The sequence below is a fragment of the Microcoleus sp. LAD1_D3 genome (assembly GCF_036702135.1).
Taxonomy (GTDB): Bacteria; Cyanobacteriota; Cyanobacteriia; order Cyanobacteriales; family Microcoleaceae; genus Microcoleus.
The window spans coordinates 18475-36687 of the sequence record NZ_JAUBSB010000059.1 but is presented as its reverse complement, the minus strand read 5'-3'; the positions used below and the strand labels follow the sequence as shown (position 1 = coordinate 36687).

General features: G+C 45.4%; 16 protein-coding genes. 5 read left to right on the top strand and 11 right to left on the bottom strand.

Features of this window, described 5'->3' with window-relative positions:
* Nucleotides 1-234: 234 nt before the first annotated feature.
* From QUA74_RS24330 to QUA74_RS24310, 5 genes are all read right to left on the bottom strand, one after another.
* Nucleotides 235-591 carry a dynamin family protein gene (locus tag QUA74_RS24330; protein WP_333334255.1) on the bottom strand — a complete coding sequence of 119 codons (357 nt, stop codon included), beginning with the start codon at nt 589-591 and terminating at the stop codon, nt 235-237.
* A gap of 583 nt (nt 592-1174) precedes the next feature.
* Nucleotides 1175-2359 (bottom strand): aspartate aminotransferase, encoded by a 1185-nt coding sequence (locus QUA74_RS24325; protein ID WP_333334251.1) that lies wholly within the window; start codon nt 2357-2359, stop codon nt 1175-1177.
* Between the two features lie 99 nt (nt 2360-2458).
* On the bottom strand, nt 2459-3604 hold the full coding sequence (locus QUA74_RS24320) for an iron-containing alcohol dehydrogenase family protein (RefSeq protein ID WP_333334249.1): 1146 nt from the start codon (nt 3602-3604) through the stop codon (nt 2459-2461).
* A 183-nt stretch (nt 3605-3787) separates the two neighbouring features.
* Nucleotides 3788-4117: a type II toxin-antitoxin system PemK/MazF family toxin gene (locus QUA74_RS24315; RefSeq protein ID WP_333334247.1), complete on the bottom strand. Its 330-nt coding sequence runs from the start codon at nt 4115-4117 to the stop codon at nt 3788-3790.
* Nucleotides 4104-4508 carry a DUF2281 domain-containing protein gene (locus QUA74_RS24310; RefSeq protein ID WP_333334245.1) on the bottom strand — a complete coding sequence of 135 codons (405 nt, stop codon included), beginning with the start codon at nt 4506-4508 and terminating at the stop codon, nt 4104-4106. Before QUA74_RS24310 ends, QUA74_RS24315 begins: the two co-directional genes overlap by 14 nt.
* A 473-nt stretch (nt 4509-4981) precedes the next feature.
* Here QUA74_RS24310 and QUA74_RS24305 point away from each other — a divergent pair, with 473 nt between their 5' ends.
* Nucleotides 4982-5626 carry a peptidase M15 gene (locus QUA74_RS24305; RefSeq protein WP_333334244.1) on the top strand — a complete coding sequence of 215 codons (645 nt, stop codon included), beginning with the start codon at nt 4982-4984 and terminating at the stop codon, nt 5624-5626.
* Here QUA74_RS24305 and QUA74_RS24300 read toward each other — a convergent pair whose 3' ends face one another.
* Nucleotides 5627-7312, bottom strand: coding sequence for a DNA repair helicase XPB (locus tag QUA74_RS24300; protein ID WP_333334242.1), 1686 nt, complete (start codon nt 7310-7312; stop codon nt 5627-5629).
* A 252-nt stretch (nt 7313-7564) separates the two neighbouring features.
* Nucleotides 7565-9430, bottom strand: coding sequence for a hypothetical protein (locus tag QUA74_RS24295; protein WP_333334240.1), 1866 nt, complete (start codon nt 9428-9430; stop codon nt 7565-7567).
* A 374-nt stretch (nt 9431-9804) separates the two neighbouring features.
* Between QUA74_RS24295 and QUA74_RS24290 the strand changes: the two genes are divergently transcribed.
* The 3 genes from QUA74_RS24290 (at nt 9805) to QUA74_RS24280 (ending at nt 12811) form a co-directional block, all read left to right on the top strand.
* Nucleotides 9805-11229, top strand: coding sequence for an aspartate ammonia-lyase (locus QUA74_RS24290; RefSeq protein WP_333334253.1), 1425 nt, complete (start codon nt 9805-9807; stop codon nt 11227-11229).
* Between the two features lie 173 nt (nt 11230-11402).
* Nucleotides 11403-11729, top strand: a complete 327-nt coding sequence (locus QUA74_RS24285; RefSeq protein WP_333334238.1) for a hypothetical protein — start codon at nt 11403-11405, stop codon at nt 11727-11729.
* 122 nt (nt 11730-11851) lie between these two features.
* Complete coding sequence (locus tag QUA74_RS24280) at nt 11852-12811, top strand: DUF362 domain-containing protein (protein WP_333334237.1); 960 nt, start codon at nt 11852-11854, stop codon at nt 12809-12811.
* A gap of 324 nt (nt 12812-13135) precedes the next feature.
* Here the strand turns inward: QUA74_RS24280 and QUA74_RS24275 are convergent, their stop codons facing one another.
* Nucleotides 13136-13336 carry a hypothetical protein gene (locus tag QUA74_RS24275; protein ID WP_333334235.1) on the bottom strand — a complete coding sequence of 67 codons (201 nt, stop codon included), beginning with the start codon at nt 13334-13336 and terminating at the stop codon, nt 13136-13138.
* A gap of 108 nt (nt 13337-13444) precedes the next feature.
* On the opposite strand from QUA74_RS24275, the gene QUA74_RS24270 reads away from it, so the two are divergent.
* Nucleotides 13445-14383, top strand: coding sequence for a class I SAM-dependent methyltransferase (locus QUA74_RS24270; protein WP_333334233.1), 939 nt, complete (start codon nt 13445-13447; stop codon nt 14381-14383).
* A gap of 474 nt (nt 14384-14857) precedes the next feature.
* On the opposite strand, the gene QUA74_RS24265 is transcribed toward QUA74_RS24270, so the two are convergent.
* The 3 genes from QUA74_RS24265 to QUA74_RS24255 all read right to left on the bottom strand — a co-directional run bounded on the left by QUA74_RS24265 (nt 14858) and on the right by QUA74_RS24255 (nt 18153).
* On the bottom strand, nt 14858-15664 hold the full coding sequence (locus QUA74_RS24265; protein ID WP_333334231.1) for a WecB/TagA/CpsF family glycosyltransferase: 807 nt from the start codon (nt 15662-15664) through the stop codon (nt 14858-14860).
* 117 nt (nt 15665-15781) lie between these two features.
* Nucleotides 15782-16864 (bottom strand): NAD-dependent epimerase/dehydratase family protein, encoded by a 1083-nt coding sequence (locus tag QUA74_RS24260; protein WP_333334229.1) that lies wholly within the window; start codon nt 16862-16864, stop codon nt 15782-15784.
* Between the two features lie 59 nt (nt 16865-16923).
* Nucleotides 16924-18153 (bottom strand): glycosyltransferase, encoded by a 1230-nt coding sequence (locus tag QUA74_RS24255; RefSeq protein WP_333334227.1) that lies wholly within the window; start codon nt 18151-18153, stop codon nt 16924-16926.
* Between the last annotated feature and the right edge of the window lie 60 nt (nt 18154-18213).

Below are 18213 nucleotides of genomic sequence, written 5' to 3'. Positions count from 1 at the left end.
TGTCAGAAATATCCTTAATCTAGCGCCCATATATTGAGTTACCTTGGTAGACGTATTCCCTGTCTTTACTTATTTTATTAACATAGTTTGGTTTTTTCGCACCGACTTACTTAGGCGTTTTCTGTGGTCATCATCTACCTGCATATAGTCCAAAGCCACTAAACTAAAAGCTTTATTAACTTGCTTTTGGATAGTTGCTAAGTTAGCCCGGTCTTGAACTGATTTCAATCCCGGTCAATCAATCAATTCAACTCCGATTCCGCTGGGTAAACCTAGCAAAGAAGCATCACAAGCAGGTAAAAGAGGAACCTGAGCGGTTATTTGTGGCGCAACATACTCACGCTTTTTCCGCGCCGCGTGATAGGAGTGCATCACGGTGCTAATTCGCTGGTATAAATCCTCATCGCTTAAGCCTGTCCATTCACCAGTATCCCAAGCAGCATCTTCCGTTTCTGCAATCATTAATCTCTGTTCTTGAGAATGTTTGATGGTTAATACACCCCCACTCATTTCTCCGGCTTCAATCGGGGCAATTTTTCGACCAATCAGCGCGTTAACAATCGTTGACTTTCCAGAGGAAGTTGTGCCCAGAGTAGCAATCCGAAAACTAGGATTTTCTAGGCGTTGGACGGCTTCTTGATAAACAGTTAAAAAATCCTGTAGGCAAGATTGAATCCCCGAATCAGCAAAAACATCCGGGGACGAGTTGACTAAGCTAGAGACTGAGTTGCCTAATTCTTGTAAAAGGTTGCGGATGTTGTTTAACTTAGATTCGATTACAGGCCTGGCAAAAATGCTTTCTTAATGATCTTGGTTAAGTATAACTAAGGAGGCACGGCGTCGGACATCGTACATCCACGGATGTTTTAAACCTTGCCACAAAATAGAGAGTCACTCTTAAATCAATTTGTAGAGTGGCTCGGAGATTTATTATTTCGATTTTAACAGGTTTATTCTGCTCCGGGGCATCCTACGCACTAGGCTGTCCCGCACCTGGCGTTATATTTTTCGGGCGGGCGGGACACCCCATAATAATTTCATCAAACTTGACTGTACAATTTATATGCGCCTGAGCTTGTTAATCTCATTATTATGTTTAGGGGATAATGGGTGTCACCATCAACATAATAATGAGTTGATGCAGAGTGAGCGGCCGATCGCCAATAACCAATAACTATTGATAGCGAATGTTTGCTTGTTTCATGCGCCGCAATGCTTCTCCCAGCCGATCGCAATCTGCAATTAAACTAATTCTCACATATCCTTCGCCGCCCGGCCCAAAAGCATTGCCAGGAGTCACCACAACACCCGTTTGCTGCAAAACATTGAGGGCAAAATCAGTCGAACTCATGCCCAGAGTGCAGGGAACCCAAAGATACATTGCAGCCAGAGGTTTGGGAATATTCCACCCTAATTCTGCCAATCCTTCCACCATGAAATCCCGGCGAGTCCTGTAACGATTCTGCACTTCGTGCAAGTAACTGTCCGGCAATTGCAGTGCTGTTTCTGCTGCTGTTTGCAAAGCGGAAAATATACCGTAATCTAGGTTAGTTTTTAATGTCCGCAAACCTTGAATAATTTTGCTATTTCCTACTACAAAACCGACGCGCCAGCCGGCCATATTGTAGGTTTTGGACATGGTGTGAAATTCGACGCCGATTTCTTTCCCGCCGGGAATTTCTAATAAACTTGTCGGTTGATAGCCGTCAAAGGCTAATTCCGCATAACACAAGTCGTGAACCAGCAAGATTTGATGTTTGTGTGCGAAAGCAACAATATCTTTGTAAAATTCGCGGGGTGCTGTTGCTCCAGTCGGATTGCTGGGATAATTGAAATAAAGTATTTTGGCTTGTTCGGCTACGCTGTCGGGAATGTCGGCTAAGTCAATTACCCAGTCGTTTTCTGGTTTGAGGATGATGTTGTGAACTTTTGCACCGGCAATGATTGGCCCGCGAAATAATACGGGATAAGCAGGACTTGGTACTAATATTAAGTCCCCTGGATTGATATAGGCGATCGCAAAATGTGCTAAACCTTCTTTAGAACCCAACAAAGGCAATGCTTCGCTTTCTGGATCGAGTTCAACGTTGTAGCGGCGGCTGTACCATTTAGTAATAGTACGGCGGAAACTGGCAGTTCCTTCAAAGGGTGGATAGCCGTGATTGGCAGAATTTTGGATGGCTGCGACGGCGGCTTCTACTACTGGTTGAGGAGTGGCACCGTCGGGGTTTCCCATTCCTAAGTCTATTAAATCGAGTCCTTGTTCGCGGGCGCGGGCTTTGAGTTCGTCGAGACGGGCAAATACGTAGGGCGGTAGTTTTTGCAACCTGTCAGCAGGGCTAATCCAATCCAAGGTCATTTATTTTGTGTCAGTTGTCAGTTTTCCTGGTTTGTAGTAAGGACTTCCGTCCTTGCTAGCACAGCCTTTTCAGGACTAAAGTCCTTACTACAAACTGTTTTAATTCTTAATCTTTAATTCTCCCACAGGTGCGGTGGTAGAAACCATCGCTGCCATTAATTGTTGGGGAACAACTTTAAAAGGCAGTCGGTGGATGTCGGAATTGGGATTGCAGGCTATGTCGGCGGCGCGCTGCAATTCTGCTATGGTAATGTCTCCGAGTCCCAGGTTTTCTAAAGTTTGGGGTAATCCAATCTCGGCATAGAATTTTAGCAGTTGCTGTCTGGCGCTAGCGGCGAGTTGATTGTTTTGCAGCATTTCTTCTAGTCGCAGTTGTACTAAAATGCCGTAGGCAACTTTTTCGCCGTGCAATGTGCCGTGACTTGCTAATAGATGAGTTAGGCCGTTGTGGACGGCGTGGGCGGCGACGGTGCGACATTGGGCGCCGCCAATTCCGCCGATTACTCCTGCTAGCAATACGGCTGCATCTGTGACTTCTTGCCAGGTTTCGCTACCGGGTTCTTTGAGGGCGGTGGCTGATTTTTGGAATAAAATATCGCGCAGTATTCTAGCTTGTTGAACGGCCGAAATAATCAGGGTTTGTTCGGAGTGTCCACTGCTGACTGATGCTTCGTACCATTTGGCGATCGCATCTCCAATTCCTGCTACTAATGTCCGCTGCGGTGCGGTTTGAATCAAGCCGTAGTCGAGTATTAATAAGTCGGGACATCTGGCTAATGTGACATCGTATTGGAATGCACCTTGTTCTGAATAAATGTTAGAAAGGGCTGTCCAAGCGGCACAGGTGGCTGCTGATGTGGGTATGGTGACGATCGGGATTTTGCACTGATGGGCGAGGAGTTTGGCTGCGTCTAAGGCTTTGCCGCCGCCGACACCGATGATGAAGTCGGCTTGATGGGTTTGGGCTGCTTCGCGGAGGGTTTCGAGGCTGGTTTCGCTGCAATCCTTGCCGTATGCTGTTTCGGCGGATTTTAACTGCTGCTGTTCGAGGATTGGTTGCAGGTAGGGTTGGGCGGCGGCGAGGGAGTTGCTGCCGCCGACGATTAGCGGCCGCTTTCCGAAACGGGCGATCGCATCTCCGGCTTGTGCGATCGCCGATCGACCCCGCAATACACAGGCGGGAGCAATTGTCAAGGAATAAATTGCAGTTGGGGTGGCGGTTTTAGTGCTTTGGGTTTGAGTCATCGAACCACTGGATAAGTGACGAGAAGGTTGACGCTTTGCAGGATTGCTGGATTTTCTAGGATAACTCTAATCTATGCGGAAATGGTAAGTTTTATAAAGTTTTTATTAAGTATTGTTGGGCTGTTGGGGGATGGGAGGGGGGAGTTGAGGGAAGTTGGGGAGTTGAGGGCGATCGAATTATGATTAAAATTGAGGCTTAACGTACAACTCCCAGACTTGTTTCACTGCTGCTGCATCTGCTTGAGAAATTTGCCCGATTTTCGCTAGCAACAAAGACTTTTCCAAACAATCTAATCTAGACAAACGCACTGTTGAAGCAACGCGCAAACCGCTGACAGACCAATCATTAAGAAATACATCAGTTTGGCTGCGGGGTTTTGCAGAGGTGACGGCGGCTGCTACAACATCCTCCCCATCCAACCACAGCAAAAGTATGGGGCGTTTTTTATAGTCGGCGCCATTTGTAAAGGGAATCTTTGCCACCCAAAAATCACCTGGTTCAATAGTCGTCATAAAGTCCTTCGTCTTCGGGTGCGTAACCTTTCAAAAAAGCGTCGTGGCTGCGAGTAGTAGCTGGGTCAATTAAATAGTCTTCGCCGTCGAGTACAAAAAACTCGGTTAATTGGGCAGCGGTTAAATCCTGTTGGGTGGCGCTCTCCCTAGACAGTTCTAATATTTTAGGAGCTTCTAATATTCTCGTCAAAAAATCTCTAAACCATCGCTTGGGAGGTGTTGGTTCCGCTGGCGAAATACTAAAATCAGAAGGAGCATTTTGTAACAGTTTTACTTGTTGCGAGCGCTGTACTAAGAACTGCACGAAATCGAGGACTTCTTGTTGTTTTTCTGGCGGGAGAAGTCGCAAATATTGTAACAGTTTTCGTTCGATGTTAATAGTTTGTTTCATTAATTTTTTCCTTCATATTTGTTATATTTACTGCATTACCTACCTATTTTATCAATACTCTCAAAAGTGAGAGCTTTCTTGATTTTAGCCAGTTCAACAATATAACTGCTCGAAGTTCCTCACCTCTTTGGTTTTAATCGTTGAAGGTGGGCTGTTTTTGTGGGCAGAACAAACCCTACATACTTAAACCAGTCAGTAGCAAGTAATCAAAGATCGCTTTTTTAAGTGCGACGAGTAAGATGTTTGAGTCGGGTGGTGCGCCGTCGATCGAGAACAGGAGATTCCGACAGGGGTAAGAAGGGGTGGATAGACATGGGCAAGTTGCGGTATTTTTATACTTTATCATGTAATGTACCGCATCTGCGGTACAATTATCAGTTAGCGGGCTTCGCTTTTGGCTGCAACAATGCTTCTAAATTATCTGCCAGTGTTTAACATCAAGCTATTCACCTCTAATTGCTGTAGTTCAATCTATGAGAAAGCCACAAACTGTTAAAGCTTTGGAAGATCTAGGACGGGTTCAACTCTCTAAGAGTTTTTTCATGCGTGAGTTTCTTTATTCAGAAATCTCTCAAATTGAAGGTATCCCTAACATTCCTAGCGATCCTGACTTGGCGATCGCAGCAGGAAAGAATTTGTGTGAGAGGGTGCTTGAACCAATTCAAGATGCGCTTGGTCGGATTAGTATCCGCTCAGCCTATCGTTCTTGTGCGGTGAACGCCAAAGGAGCAGAGAATAAAAATCAGTACAACTGTGCCAGTAATGAGGCAAACTATGCAGAACATATCTGGGACGTAAAAGATTCAGATGGGTATATGGGAGCAACAGTATGTATTGTTGTTACATCATTCATCCCTTACTATGAACGCACTGAAGATTGGACAGCATTGGCATGGTGGATACATGACCACATTGATGCTTATGCAGAAATGACCTTTTTCCCAAACTATGCAGCGTTCAACATTAGGTGGAGCGAGAATCCTAATGTTTCAAAAGTAATTTATAGCTACGTAGAAAACCCGCACACTGGTAAGAAGAGCGGGTATCTGACAAAGAAGGGGATGGATAATTTCTTAGGTTTGCATGAGCAGTTTTACCAAGAATTTATCGATCGCTGACTAAACATCTTTTTGAACTTCTATGCGATAGTTGTAGCCCTGTTCAGTCAGAAACAGTTGGCGGTGTCGCGCAAAATCTTCCTCGCAAGTTTGTAGCGATACTAATGTATAAAAGCTGGCATTGTGTCCGTCGGGTTTGGGGCGGAGAATTCGTCCGAGGCGCTGCGCTTCTTCTTGGCGAGAACCATACTTTCCCGATACTTGAATCAACACATCGGCATCGGGTAAATCGACGGCAAAATTGCCCACGCGAGATAGAATTAATCCGGGAATCTCTTTGTGACGGAATGCTTCGTATAACCGATCGCGATCTGCCTGTTTTGTCTTCCCCGTAATTAGAGGCAATTCGGTAATTTTGGCGATCGCATCCAACTGTTCGAGATACTCACCAATAATTAAAATACGGTGTCCCGCCTCCTTTTGCAACAAACTTTGTACCACATCCAACTTACCCGGATTTTCCGCAGCAATCCGAAACTGGCTGCGGCGGGGCGCTAGGGCATATTCCATTTTTTCCGCCTCATTTTGGGCGACCCGGATTTCCGTACAATTGGCAGTGGCAATAAATCCCTGTCCTTCCAATTCGCGCCAAGGTACGTCATAGCGCTTGGGCCCAATCAACGTGAATACGTCGCCTTCTTTCCCGTCTTCGCGAATCAATGTCGCAGTTAAACCTAACCTGCGTCGTGCTTGTAGTTCAGCGGTGATCCGAAATATCGGTGCAGGTAATAGATGGACTTCATCATAAATAATCAGTCCCCACGGTTGGGCGTTAAACAACTCGAAATGCGGGAATTCATCATCTTTATTCGATCGATAACTTAGCATTTGGTAAGTCGATAGGGTGACAGCAGCCGTCTGTTTGGTGACACTGCTGTACTCAGCGATCGCATCCTCAGTTAAACTCGTTTTGTCTAAAATTTCCCTGCGCCACTGGTGCACAGAAGTCAAACTGCTGGTGAGGATGAGTGTCTTTTGCTTTACCAAACTCATCGCTAACATCCCGACTATGGTTTTACCAGCCCCGCACGGTAGGACGATCGTCCCACTGCCACCTTTTACGTCCCCATCCTGATAGAATGCTTCTGCGGCTTTGTGTTGATAAGCACGCAACTTAAAGGGCAAGTCCGCTAAAGTTCGATCGCGCAAAGAAATCCCTAATTCGGCACCCTCGACATATCCAGCCAAATCTTCTGCCGGATAGCCCACCGTTAGCAAAGCTTGCTTGAGTACGCCGCGATTCCCGGCATCAATTTGAAAGCAAATATCAGAGATGCGCTTCCCCAACATCGGTTTGACGCGATCGTCCCGTACCAGCAATTCCGCTAGGGGCAAATCGGCAATTCGCAGTTGTAAATCGGGGTTAGCCGCATCGATTCTTTCAATTACAGTTAATCCATACCGCGCCCCCAACAGTTCAATTTCCTGCGCTACGGACTCAGGAATGGGATACTTGGCATACTTTCGCAAAGCGGAGATCGCCTCTTCAACAGGCATTCCCGCCGCCCGCGCATTCCACACGCTGAGGGGCGTGATGCGATAGGTGTGGATGTGTTCGGGACTTTTGATTAATTCGGCAAAGGGGGCGATCGCTTCTCGCGCCTGTTGTGCTGTGGGGGCGTGAACTTCTAGTAAGATCGATCGATCGCTTTGCACGATCAAAGCATTTTCGGGAACATAATTCATAGGTTGTTGCGATCGCAGATAATATCAATTCCGGTTGCACCGGAATGATTGTTGACTGTTGACTGTTGACTGTTGACTGTTAACTGTTGACTCGATTTTATGATTCCGATGCAACCGGAAACGATATAAAAGGCAGATAAATGCAGATAATTTTAATTGGTTTTAGATACTTGTAGGGGGGAAGCAGTCGGGCGATTGTCCCTGCAATAAATTTCAGGATTTGTATCGGACTGCTGCACCCTGGCGCGAGTGCTATTTATCCCGCTGGGGTAAGACGTAGCCGACTTGCCGCAGGGCGTTGCGAAACTTAGTTTCCTGGGACAATGGAACCGCCAAAGTGCGATCGCCCGCTAGCTGACAGAATTTTTTGGTACGGGAATCATTGGCAATCAACACTGCTAAATGGGGGTTAGCACATTCGATTAACTTGACAGTTCCTGCATCTTGCAAACTATTAGATCGTTCTGTAACATCCGTCAAAAATCGCTGTACGGTTTCGGGTAGCGGTTCGATACTTCTTGTCTCTAAAACTTCTTTAAATTCTGCTAGCGGGTATCCAGCTTCAATGGCAGTAAATAACTTTTGTCGATCGAGTTGCCAGACGACATCTGAAACTTTTTTAGCATAGAGATCGAGGACGATCGCATCTGATGCCGCGATGCCTTCTCCTGCTACAACAATATCTAAATTGGGCAGTACGCGGAGTGTTTGACGGAACTCAATTGCTGGCGGAGTGTAATTCTGAGTCAATCCCAAACAGTAAGCCCCCAAAGCTGTCAGGCGAAAAGAGATTAAGCCGTCGTAGCGGCTGAGAAATCTCAAATCGTCCGTACCCCAAAGATCGTCAAAATCGCTGGGTACGAGGGACGGATCGGCATAGGCAACATCAATTATTCCCAGGGTAGCAACATACTCAAACAACAGGCAGCGCATATATCTTTCTTGCAGGATATGCCAATCGTGACTGCCAGAATATCCTAAGTTACCATACCCAAATTCCGAAATATAGAGATTTTCGGGATCGCGCGTTACTTCAAACCGATTTCCCGTTGCCAACATATACCTGCTAAATTCGCTAAACAGAATCCATTTACCGACAGGGCATTCTGCTAGAATTGAGGAGATCGCCTCTCTCCGTCCCGCCACCGCTGTCATGCCGCGCGCGCCCTTGCCGGTTTGTCCTTTAATCGCATCAATGCGGCGAAATTCATCAAAAGTGTTTGTTTTTAACCAGCGCTTCCATGCTGTCTGTAATCCTTTGGCAGGTGATTCTTGCAAAGCTTTCTGTCCCGCTTTGGTCAAAACTAGCTTTTTGCCCGATAGTTCGGCGAATTTGCTCCCTTGGGCGATCGCGGCCCAAGCAAAGGATTTGATATTACCAACCTCGTAGAATATATCGCCCTTTTCCAAGGTAGCTTGGCGCTGTTCGTCGTTATAAAAATCACCCCCTTGCAATACGGCGGCGATCGCTTTCAGAGTTGCGGCACCCGGTAATGCAGTTTTCTCACTAACGGCAACTTTGCCCGACTGAATCAGACGCAAAACTGCTTCCAAATCCTTTGGGGCTGCCCGTTCCATTTCAAAAATAGTCAAAGGAAGTTCGTACTCGGATACCTCTATTTGAGATGTACGAAAGTTATGTTTTTCTACACGAACCATAAAATTATCTGGCAGTACATCACCAACCAGATTTAAGGGAGTTGCTTGAGGTTTTGGCACAAACTTCAGCAATTTTTCTTCAAGATCGTAGGGTATCGCAGTGCCGTAGAAGAACAAGCATAGTATGGATGGTTCTCGGTTGTATCCATAGCGATCGCTCTTTCCCCAGTCTGGTTGTTGTCCGTATTTCGCCATAAATACATCGGCATCATAGCCACCACCTGGCCCATGTATAACTTCCGCTACGGCTGCTTTTTGCAGGTCGTCTAATTGCGCCCAAACTTGCTTGAGTTTTTGTCCCTGCATTTGCTCTTTAATCCCAGCAACCAGGTCAGCCTTGCGGGTTAATTTACGATCACCCGACAACAGTGCATTCAGCTTTTTTAAATCTTCTACAATTATTCCTTCGAGTGCCTCTTGGAGGGTAGGAACATCATCTAGGGTTTGGTAACGCGGCATAATTTTTGGCAATTCGCCTGCTGCAAAATTGTTTGTGCTACCAAATATAACAACTTTCCGAAAAATCTAACTTGAATTTTTGTAACAAAATTCTGCAGTAGGGTTTGATATTTATTGTTAAACCCGCAAATTGTCTCTGATTAAGTACAGAAGTAGGCGATCTAAAAAACTCGGAATTACACAACTACTCTTGCACAACTTTAGGGAAGTAATCTTAATTTAAAATTTGAGCTTTGAGATTTAACTCGGAGTGTGAGATAATTATTTACAATCGTGACTTGTATTTTACTGAACCCGCCGGCGCGGTAAAACAGGAGTCGCAGTCAGCATTCTTAAAAAAAATCCCAATTCCCAATCATCACAAACAAGGCGATATGAGCGAACACCCAACCATCAGCTACCGCACCGAAAGCGACTCGATGGGAGACAAACAAATCCCATCTAATGTCTACTACGGCATCCAAACCCTGCGCGCAGTTGAAAATTTCCCGATTAGCGGTATTAAGCCTTTATCAACATACGTTGATGCTTGTGTTTTAATTAAAAAAGCAACGGCGATCGCCAATGGCGAACTCGGCTGCATTCCCCAAGACATCAGTCAAGCCATTGTCCAAGCAGCCGATGAAATCCTAGCTGGCAAATTGCGCGACCAATTTGTAGTTGATGTCTACCAAGCCGGCGCCGGAACTTCTCACCACATGAACGTTAATGAAGTTCTTTCAAATCGCGCTTTGGAAATTATGGGCGATGAAAAAGGCAACTACAAGCGCGTTAGTCCTAACGATCATGTAAACTACGGTCAATCGACAAATGATGTGATTCCGACAGCGATTCGGATCGGCGGATTGTTGGCGTTAGAAAAAACTCTTTTTCCGGCTTTGTCGGATGCCGTAGTCGCCCTAGAAAACAAAGCAGAAGAATTCAAAGATATTGTTAAATCCGGCCGCACTCATATGCAAGATGCTGTGCCGGTTCGACTCGGCGATACCTTCGGCGCTTGGGCGCAAATTCTCAGAGAACATACCTTGAGAATTGACAGGGCATCCGATGATTTGACATCGCTGGGGTTGGGGGGAAGTGCGGCAGGAACCGGCTTAAATACTCACCCTAAATACTGTCAAAAAGTTGCTGAAATTCTCTCCGAATTAATCGACCACCCCCTGAAACCAGCAAGGCATTTAATGGCTGCTATGCAGAGTATGGCACCCTTTGTAAATGTCTCCGGTGCACTGCGAAATCTCGCTCAGGATTGCGTTAAAATGTCCCACGACTTGCGTTTGATGGACTCCGGCCCGAAAACGGGTTTGAAAGAAATTCAACTGCCTCCTGTGCAACCGGGTTCGTCAATTATGCCGGGAAAATACAATCCTGTGATGGCAGAAATGACATCGATGGTTTGTTTTCAAGTTATGGGTTACGATAGCGCGATCGCCCTTGCCGCCCAAGCGGGACAATTAGAATTGAACGTGATGATGCCCCTGATTGCCTACAATCTGATTCACAGCATCGAAATTTTGGGCAATACCATCAGCGCTTTGACTACACAATGCCTCGCCAAAATTGAAGCTAAGGGCGATCGGTGTCTCGCTTACGCAGAAGGCAGTCTCGCCCTCGTTACCGCCCTCAACACTCACATCGGCTATCTCAACGCCGCCGCCGTCGCCAAAGAATCCCTAGAAACGGGCAAATCTTTGCGACAAATTGTCCTAGAACGGGGTTTAATGAGTGCAGAAGACTTGGCAAAAGTTCTAGATTTAGAGAAAATGAGTGCGATGCCGGCATCTTCTGCTAACGTTTAGGACCTCGCAGCTATCAGGTAGAAACTAGAATGCTGAACTCGTTTTAATTCTGCCTTCAGCCTTCTGAGTTCTGCCTAAGCCCTGTCACAGGTTAAAGTTAAACAATTCAGAATTCAATTTTTTGAGATTTAATTCTGATTTTTTTTATAGTCTAAAGTTTGGGAGCAAGATTTATGCGCGCAGGTTCTTTTGCAAAATTAACTCAAGATAAAGAGAACACAACTCAAGTGACATTTCATTATGTGGAAGGTCACACGGAAACTTTTACTATCCCGATGCCTGCACAAGAATTCCAAAAGGAAGTGATGAATTTGTTAAGTCAACCTTGGTTGACTTTCCATTTAGCCGATCAAACGGTGTTTATTTGTACAGCCCGGTTGGTAAAAGTAGAAGTTAAACCTGCTATCCCTGAACTGCAAGGTCAAGGAGTATTCTCTAACTCGCTGCGAGTTAGTACCATGCAGCGGGCTGCTGTTGGTAGATTGCCGATGGATAGTTAAACCGAGTTGCTAGTTAGCTGTAATGGGTAAGGGGTAATGGGAATCGCTGACAATTAATAGCGAGGAAAAATTACCAATTACCCATTACACATTACCAATTACACATTTATTCACAATTAATTATGTCTGCTGTTAGTTTAATTCGTGCCAATTCATACGATCGCCAAATCTTGCAAGCATCTTTAGAAACTTTGCTGGCACCCTTGGGCGGAATCTCGGCTTTTGTCAAATCGGGCGATCGGGTTTTACTCAAACCCAATCTCCTCACCGGTTCTCGCCCTACAAAAGAATGTGTCACCCGCCCGGAATTAGTTTACTGCGTGGCTAAAATGGTCATTGAAGCGGGAGGAAAACCGTTTTTAGGTGATAGTCCGGCTTTTGGCAGCGCGATGGGTGTAGCCAAAGCCAACGGTTATTTGCCGCTGTTGCAAGAACTGAATTTGCCAGTTGTTGAGTTTCAAGGAAAACGCTACGAAACTGTCAGCGAAGATTTCAATCATCTGCGAATTTGCAAAGAAGCAATGGAAGCGGATGTAGTGATTAATTTGCCAAAACTAAAATCTCACGTTCAATTAACGGTGACAATGGGCGTGAAAAATTTGTTCGGCTGCGTCCCCGGCAAAATGAAGGCTTGGTGGCACATGGAAGCTGGAAAAGATAGCGCCCGCTTCGGTGAAATGCTGGTAGAAACTGCCCGGGCAATTAACCCAAATCTGACGATTTTGGATGGCATTATCGGCCACGAAGGTAACGGGCCAAGTGGCGGCGAACCTAAGTTTTTGGGAATTTTGGCCGCGTCTGATGATGTGTTTGCTTTGGACAGAACTTTAGTTGAAATTATTAATGCTGATCCGGCGGTGGTTCCCACTGTAGCTGCGGCGATGAGATTGGGACTTTGCTCGAATTTAGAAGCGATTGATTTTCCGCTTTTGCAGCCGGAAACTCTCAAGGTTTTGGATTGGAAGTTGCCGGAAAGTATGATGCCCATTGACTTTGGTATGCCCCGGGTGATTAAGTCTACTTTCAGGCATTTTTATATCCGGTTTATCAAAGAACGGATCGGGGCTTACGCCGATCGATAGGAGGCATTCGCTACTAATTCATAAAAATGCGCGCTTGTCAATCAGCTCTTGTGCTGAAGATTAAAGAACAGTTTGGCTTCCCAACTTAACTGGGAGCTAATTTTTCAGATCAAGGAACAGTAGCGGGCGCAACATTTGCGCCCACCGATATTATGAAATCGCAAATTTTATACTTCGCTTTCGCAAAAAATTTCAGCAATATTATTGAGGTACAAATGCAAGAAAGTTTTTAGTTGGCTCGATCGCCGCCTACATAGCTACCCAGTTTTATAACTTAATTTATACTTGAAGTCTTGCTGAATTCGTAAATATATGAAAACTTACTCACAGCCCGATCGCGGAATGTGAAGTTTTTTTATGCAAAGTGACAAAGCAAGTTAAATGCGTTAGCTTAAATTCGATGTAAGCTGAAAACCACGCCGCAGCAATCGTGTTTCCGAAACCTAATATTTTTTTGGCAGTCATCTGCTGTATTTCGGATTCTGCAATTGTTAATGGCACATAATTTATTTCTGGATTTGACATCCAACACGAGTGGTTATTAGTACGTCAAGTACCTAAATAATGAAAACTCTAATGCAAAGTCAAAATTGCTTAAGCCCTACCGTCGTCTGTCCGATATCGGGACAGAGTATGAAACCGTGGCTATTCATACCCGGTGATTGGCGCAGACCTCTAAACAATGAGTCATTTCAATTGTACTGGTGTGAAAAGTCACAACTTGGATGCATTCATCCTCTACCCGAACTCAACAAAATCGCCAGCTTCTACGACATCGATGAGTATTATACTCATCATATAGACTTTACAGGCTTCGTATCTGCCTCTTCTATTTCCTTCTTCGATAAATTGCGTACCCATCTAGCTTGGCGTTTCGATCGCGGAGTAGATGTCACCAGTAAATGGTGGAAGCAACAGTTCGGGACTGCTTCCTCCGAGATCTTAGAAATTGGTTGTGCCAATGGGCACCTGCTGCAAGAAATGCAAGCAGATGGTCACACAGTCTGGGGCGTAGAACCCGATCGACAAGCTTTGGTTTTGGCCCAGCAGCGAGGGCTGAATGTATTTTATGGTACTGCTGAATCTTTGCCCCCGGAAGTCAAGTCTCGACAGTACGACATAATTGTGATGAACCACGTACTCGAACATACCAGAGATCCTTTACTTGCACTCCGCAATGCTATGCAGTTGCTCGTGGATGGCGGCAAATTGGTGATGGAGGTACCAAATAACTCTTGTATTGGGCTGAAGTCATCAGGGATTGCATGGATGCATCTAGATGTACCAAGGCATTTGTATTTTTTCACACCGCAGAGCTTTCGTGCTATCTGTGAAAAAGTAGGATTTGAGATAATTTCTACCCAGTTTAATGGCTACTATCGCCAATTTGACAACACTTGGATCAATGATGAAAGAAAAATTTTCAGTGTGTTCGATTCAATGGCATCTCATCAGATAGTAAAGCCCAAAGAAAACAGTAAAGTCCAAGCTTGGAAGCTACTGCTGAAAACAATCTTTGCTGCTGATGAAAACAAGTACGATTCGATCCGGATTGTGGCACAAAAGCCATAGCAAGATCGAGGTAAGGGCAATAAACTTTTGGCTTGATTATCAAGTTTGGTTACACACTCACCATACTTTTGCGATTCCCTGTGCTCATCGTCCATGCCAGGAGTACAGTCAAACAAAATGCGACTATTGACCCAGGAATCCACCTGACTCGATCGAGACTGACGCACAAACTTTGTATGTAAGGTGTGCAGTCCGCAGCTTACCACATAGATAATGTAAAAATTGTTTTCTGGCATAATATCGTTTCCTGTGGCATCGGAATAATATATTTGGATCATGTCACTGGGAGTTTAAGAGCTCGCTACCCAAATCGCGAGCTCTTAAACTCCCACTATAATTCGGATGCCACCGGATTTGATATAAATTTTCTTGAATATGCGATCGCAGTTGCACCTCAAAACGATTAGTTACGATGTGTTTGCTTTTTTTATTTTTTCTTGTGAACACTCATAATTCACAAGAAACTTTTAAATTTCAACCATATAATACTTCTTCTACAGGCGGCGTGGCGTCTGTGGGGTCGAAGTGTTTAATTTTCAAAGCTTGTAGCAAAAACAGCCAGATATAAAGCGGATTCAAAAAAACATACCGCTGCCAAAGGCGCCGAGGTTCCTTAATCATCCGAAACAGCCATTCCAAACCTATTTTAGATAAAAAGTCAGGAGATTTAGCCAAATTACCCGCATGAAAATCGTAAGCAGCACCTACAGCAATCAACGGCATTGATAAGTCGTCCCGGTATTCGTAAGCCCAGACTTCTTGTCGCGGACACCCCAAACCGACAAAAGTAATTGCTGCACCGCTGTTGCGAATTTGCTGTGCAATTTCTTGTTTCTCTTGGGGCGAAACTTGCCTAAATTTAGAAGGCTGAGTTCCAGCAATAATTAACTTGGGAAAACGCTGGCGGAGATTGCGAGATAAAGCTTCCAGTACAGAAGCTTGAGAGCCGTACAAATAGATAGGTAATCCTTCTTCTGCCGCACGTTCGCAGATTTGTAACATCGCATTCGGCCCGCAAACTCGATCGGGCAATCCCGTATGGTATAGCCAATTTAACGCCCACCTGACCGGCTGTCCGTCTGGCAATACTAAGTCAATGTGATTAATCCGATAACGATGAGTGCTGTCGAGAACCCCAGTCATTACCCCGTGAACGGCTAGAGCAGAAACTGACATTGGTTTTCTGGCGCTGGCTGCTGCAATAATTTTGCTAACAGCCGCTTCATAATTAACGGCATTTACTAATATGCCCAGTACATTCTTTTTCCCTTTATCAATCATGGAGCACCTCTCTAAGTCAACGCTCGCAGTTACACTCATAAATCTCCCCTAAGATTTGTTTAACTTTGTATTCTTCAATCGTTTACCGAAATTCCCAGCACCTTCTTTTTGCCCCCCTCAATCATGGGAATCCTCTTTCAGCCAACGCTCGCGGTTACATTCATAAATCTCCTGTAGGATTTGTTTGACGTTATATTTCATTTTCCAGTTAGGATAGTGACTGGAAAATTTGGAATTGTCGCTAATCCACCAAATGTGATCGCCAATGCGATTTCCTTCAGCATAAGTCCAATTAAACTTGCGTTCCGCAATTGCCTCGCACATCTGGATAGCTTCTAACATCGAACAATTGCTGTACCTGCCTCCTCCTGTATTATAAACTTGGGCGCTTCGGGGAGCTTTATAAAATTCATAAAATGCCGAAATTAAATCTGCGCTATGAATGTTATCACGAACTTGTTTACCTTTGTAGCCAAACACGGTGTAAGGAGTTCCCGTGACAGCACACTTCATCAAGTAGGCGAGGAAGCCGTGCAATTGAGCTCCTGAGTGATTTGGACCCGTCAAACAGCCGCCGCGAAAACAAGCGGTGTTCATATTAAAATATCGACCGTATTCTTGTACTAAAACGTCAGCAGCTACCTTAGAAGCACCAAACAAACTGTGCAGGCACTGATCGATTGACATATCTTCCCGAATGCCACCTTCGTAAGTATGTCCGGGTTCAATTTCCCACCTGTGTTCTAATTCAATTAAAGGCAAACTGTTAGGCGTATCGCCGTATACTTTGTTTGTAGAAGTGAAAATAAAAACAGCTTTGGGACAGTACAGGCGAGTTACTTCTAGAAGATTGAGAGTGCCGTTGGCATTGACGGTAAAGTCTATTTTCGGAGCACGGGAAGCCCAATCATGGCTGGGCTGGGCTGCTGTGTGAATGACTAATTCGATCGACTCGCCGTACCGCTGAAAGATATTGGTAATCGCTTCATAGTCCCGAATGTCCACATCTAAGTGATAATACTTGGTACCCAAGGACTTTTCGAGCAGTTGCCGGTTCCAGTTTGTAGAACCATCAGCACCAAAAAAGAACTGGCGCATATTATTGTCGATGCCAACTATATCTAAGCCTTGTTTGGCAAAGAACTGACAGGCCTCAGAGCCAATTAAACCCGCCGAGCCAGTAATGATTGCAACGCCCACGTTTCACCGCCTGAAAAAATATAGTTTTCTTTGTTTTGCCCGATCGCACAAATCAGAAGTTATCCTGATTTTCCATCGAATACATCTTCGCACAATTGGGCAAAGAATAGACCTTTAACATCCCAATCATAGATTTCCCTGACGCGCGTTTGACCCGATCGACCCAAGCGATCTCGCAATTCACGATCTTGGGCTAAACACACTATAGCTTCTGCTAGACCTTGCACAGTGCGATCGGGGTCCGTAGCAGCCACTTTAATCCCCGTTTGCTCCGTCACTTGAGTAGCCGGCCCCCCCAAATCCAAGCAAATCGTCGGACGGCCAACGCCCATCATTTCCGTGCACACAAAACCGCCAGAGTCATGCAAACTCGGATGGAGGAGAACGTGAGACTCCCCCATTTTAGAAAGAGTTTCAGTGCGAGATAAAGTTCCCCAAAAAAATACTTTATGTGCCAGTCCCAATTCTGTGGCCAAAGCTTCCAAACGCTGCCTTTCCGGGCCGTCTCCGACAATCCAGTATTCCGATTGTTCCAGCTTCGCCTCCGCAAATGCACGGAGTCCTAAGTGCACCCCTTTCCAGTGTAAGAGACGACCGACACTGATGAATCTAATTGGTTGCTCCGGCGGGGTAGGAAATTTCTCTAGTTCTTGAATTTCCTGCTGCGATAAACCGACTTGCGAGAAAATCTTCACATTTTTTGCTTTGAGAAATCGCAGTCTGGCAGCGGTTTCTTCCGTAGTTGCTAAGGCCACGGCACTGCGGCGCGCCGTCAGGCCCACAAACGGATCGCGTTCTCCTACGCTTTGAGCCAATGCTCGGAGCGTTTCGTAAATTTTGCCCCGGCGACTAAAATCTTGCCAAAAAGGCTTTGGTGCTGCTTCTGCCCCCCCCACCGGTCCCCAAATAAAAGGATGCGGCAACAGCGCCAGGAAACTGGGAGACCAATGTTTGACATAAGTTACGTGATGTACTACGTCAAAACCAATTTCGCGATCGAGCTTACGAGCGATAAAATAAGCCCAGATTTGCCACAAATAGTAGTGAAGTTGCAGCAATCCTTGTTTCCCCTTCCAATCTTCGCTCCACCCAAACGGATCAAAATAAACAAAGTGCAGATTTGGCACTGGGTTCCGCTCTAGTTCTGCTTCAATGTACGATCGACAAAACGTGCGAGTAAATACCCAACTTTCGTGATGTTTAGCAGATTGGATAACAGTATTCCATCCTACTCCCTCTTCGGAACCCAGATTCGGTTCGCAAGCAAACGCAGATAATAAAACTTTCATGGCTAAGTAGTAATTGCTAAGTGGTAATTGCTAATTTTTCCCTCTACCCTCTTCCATCCC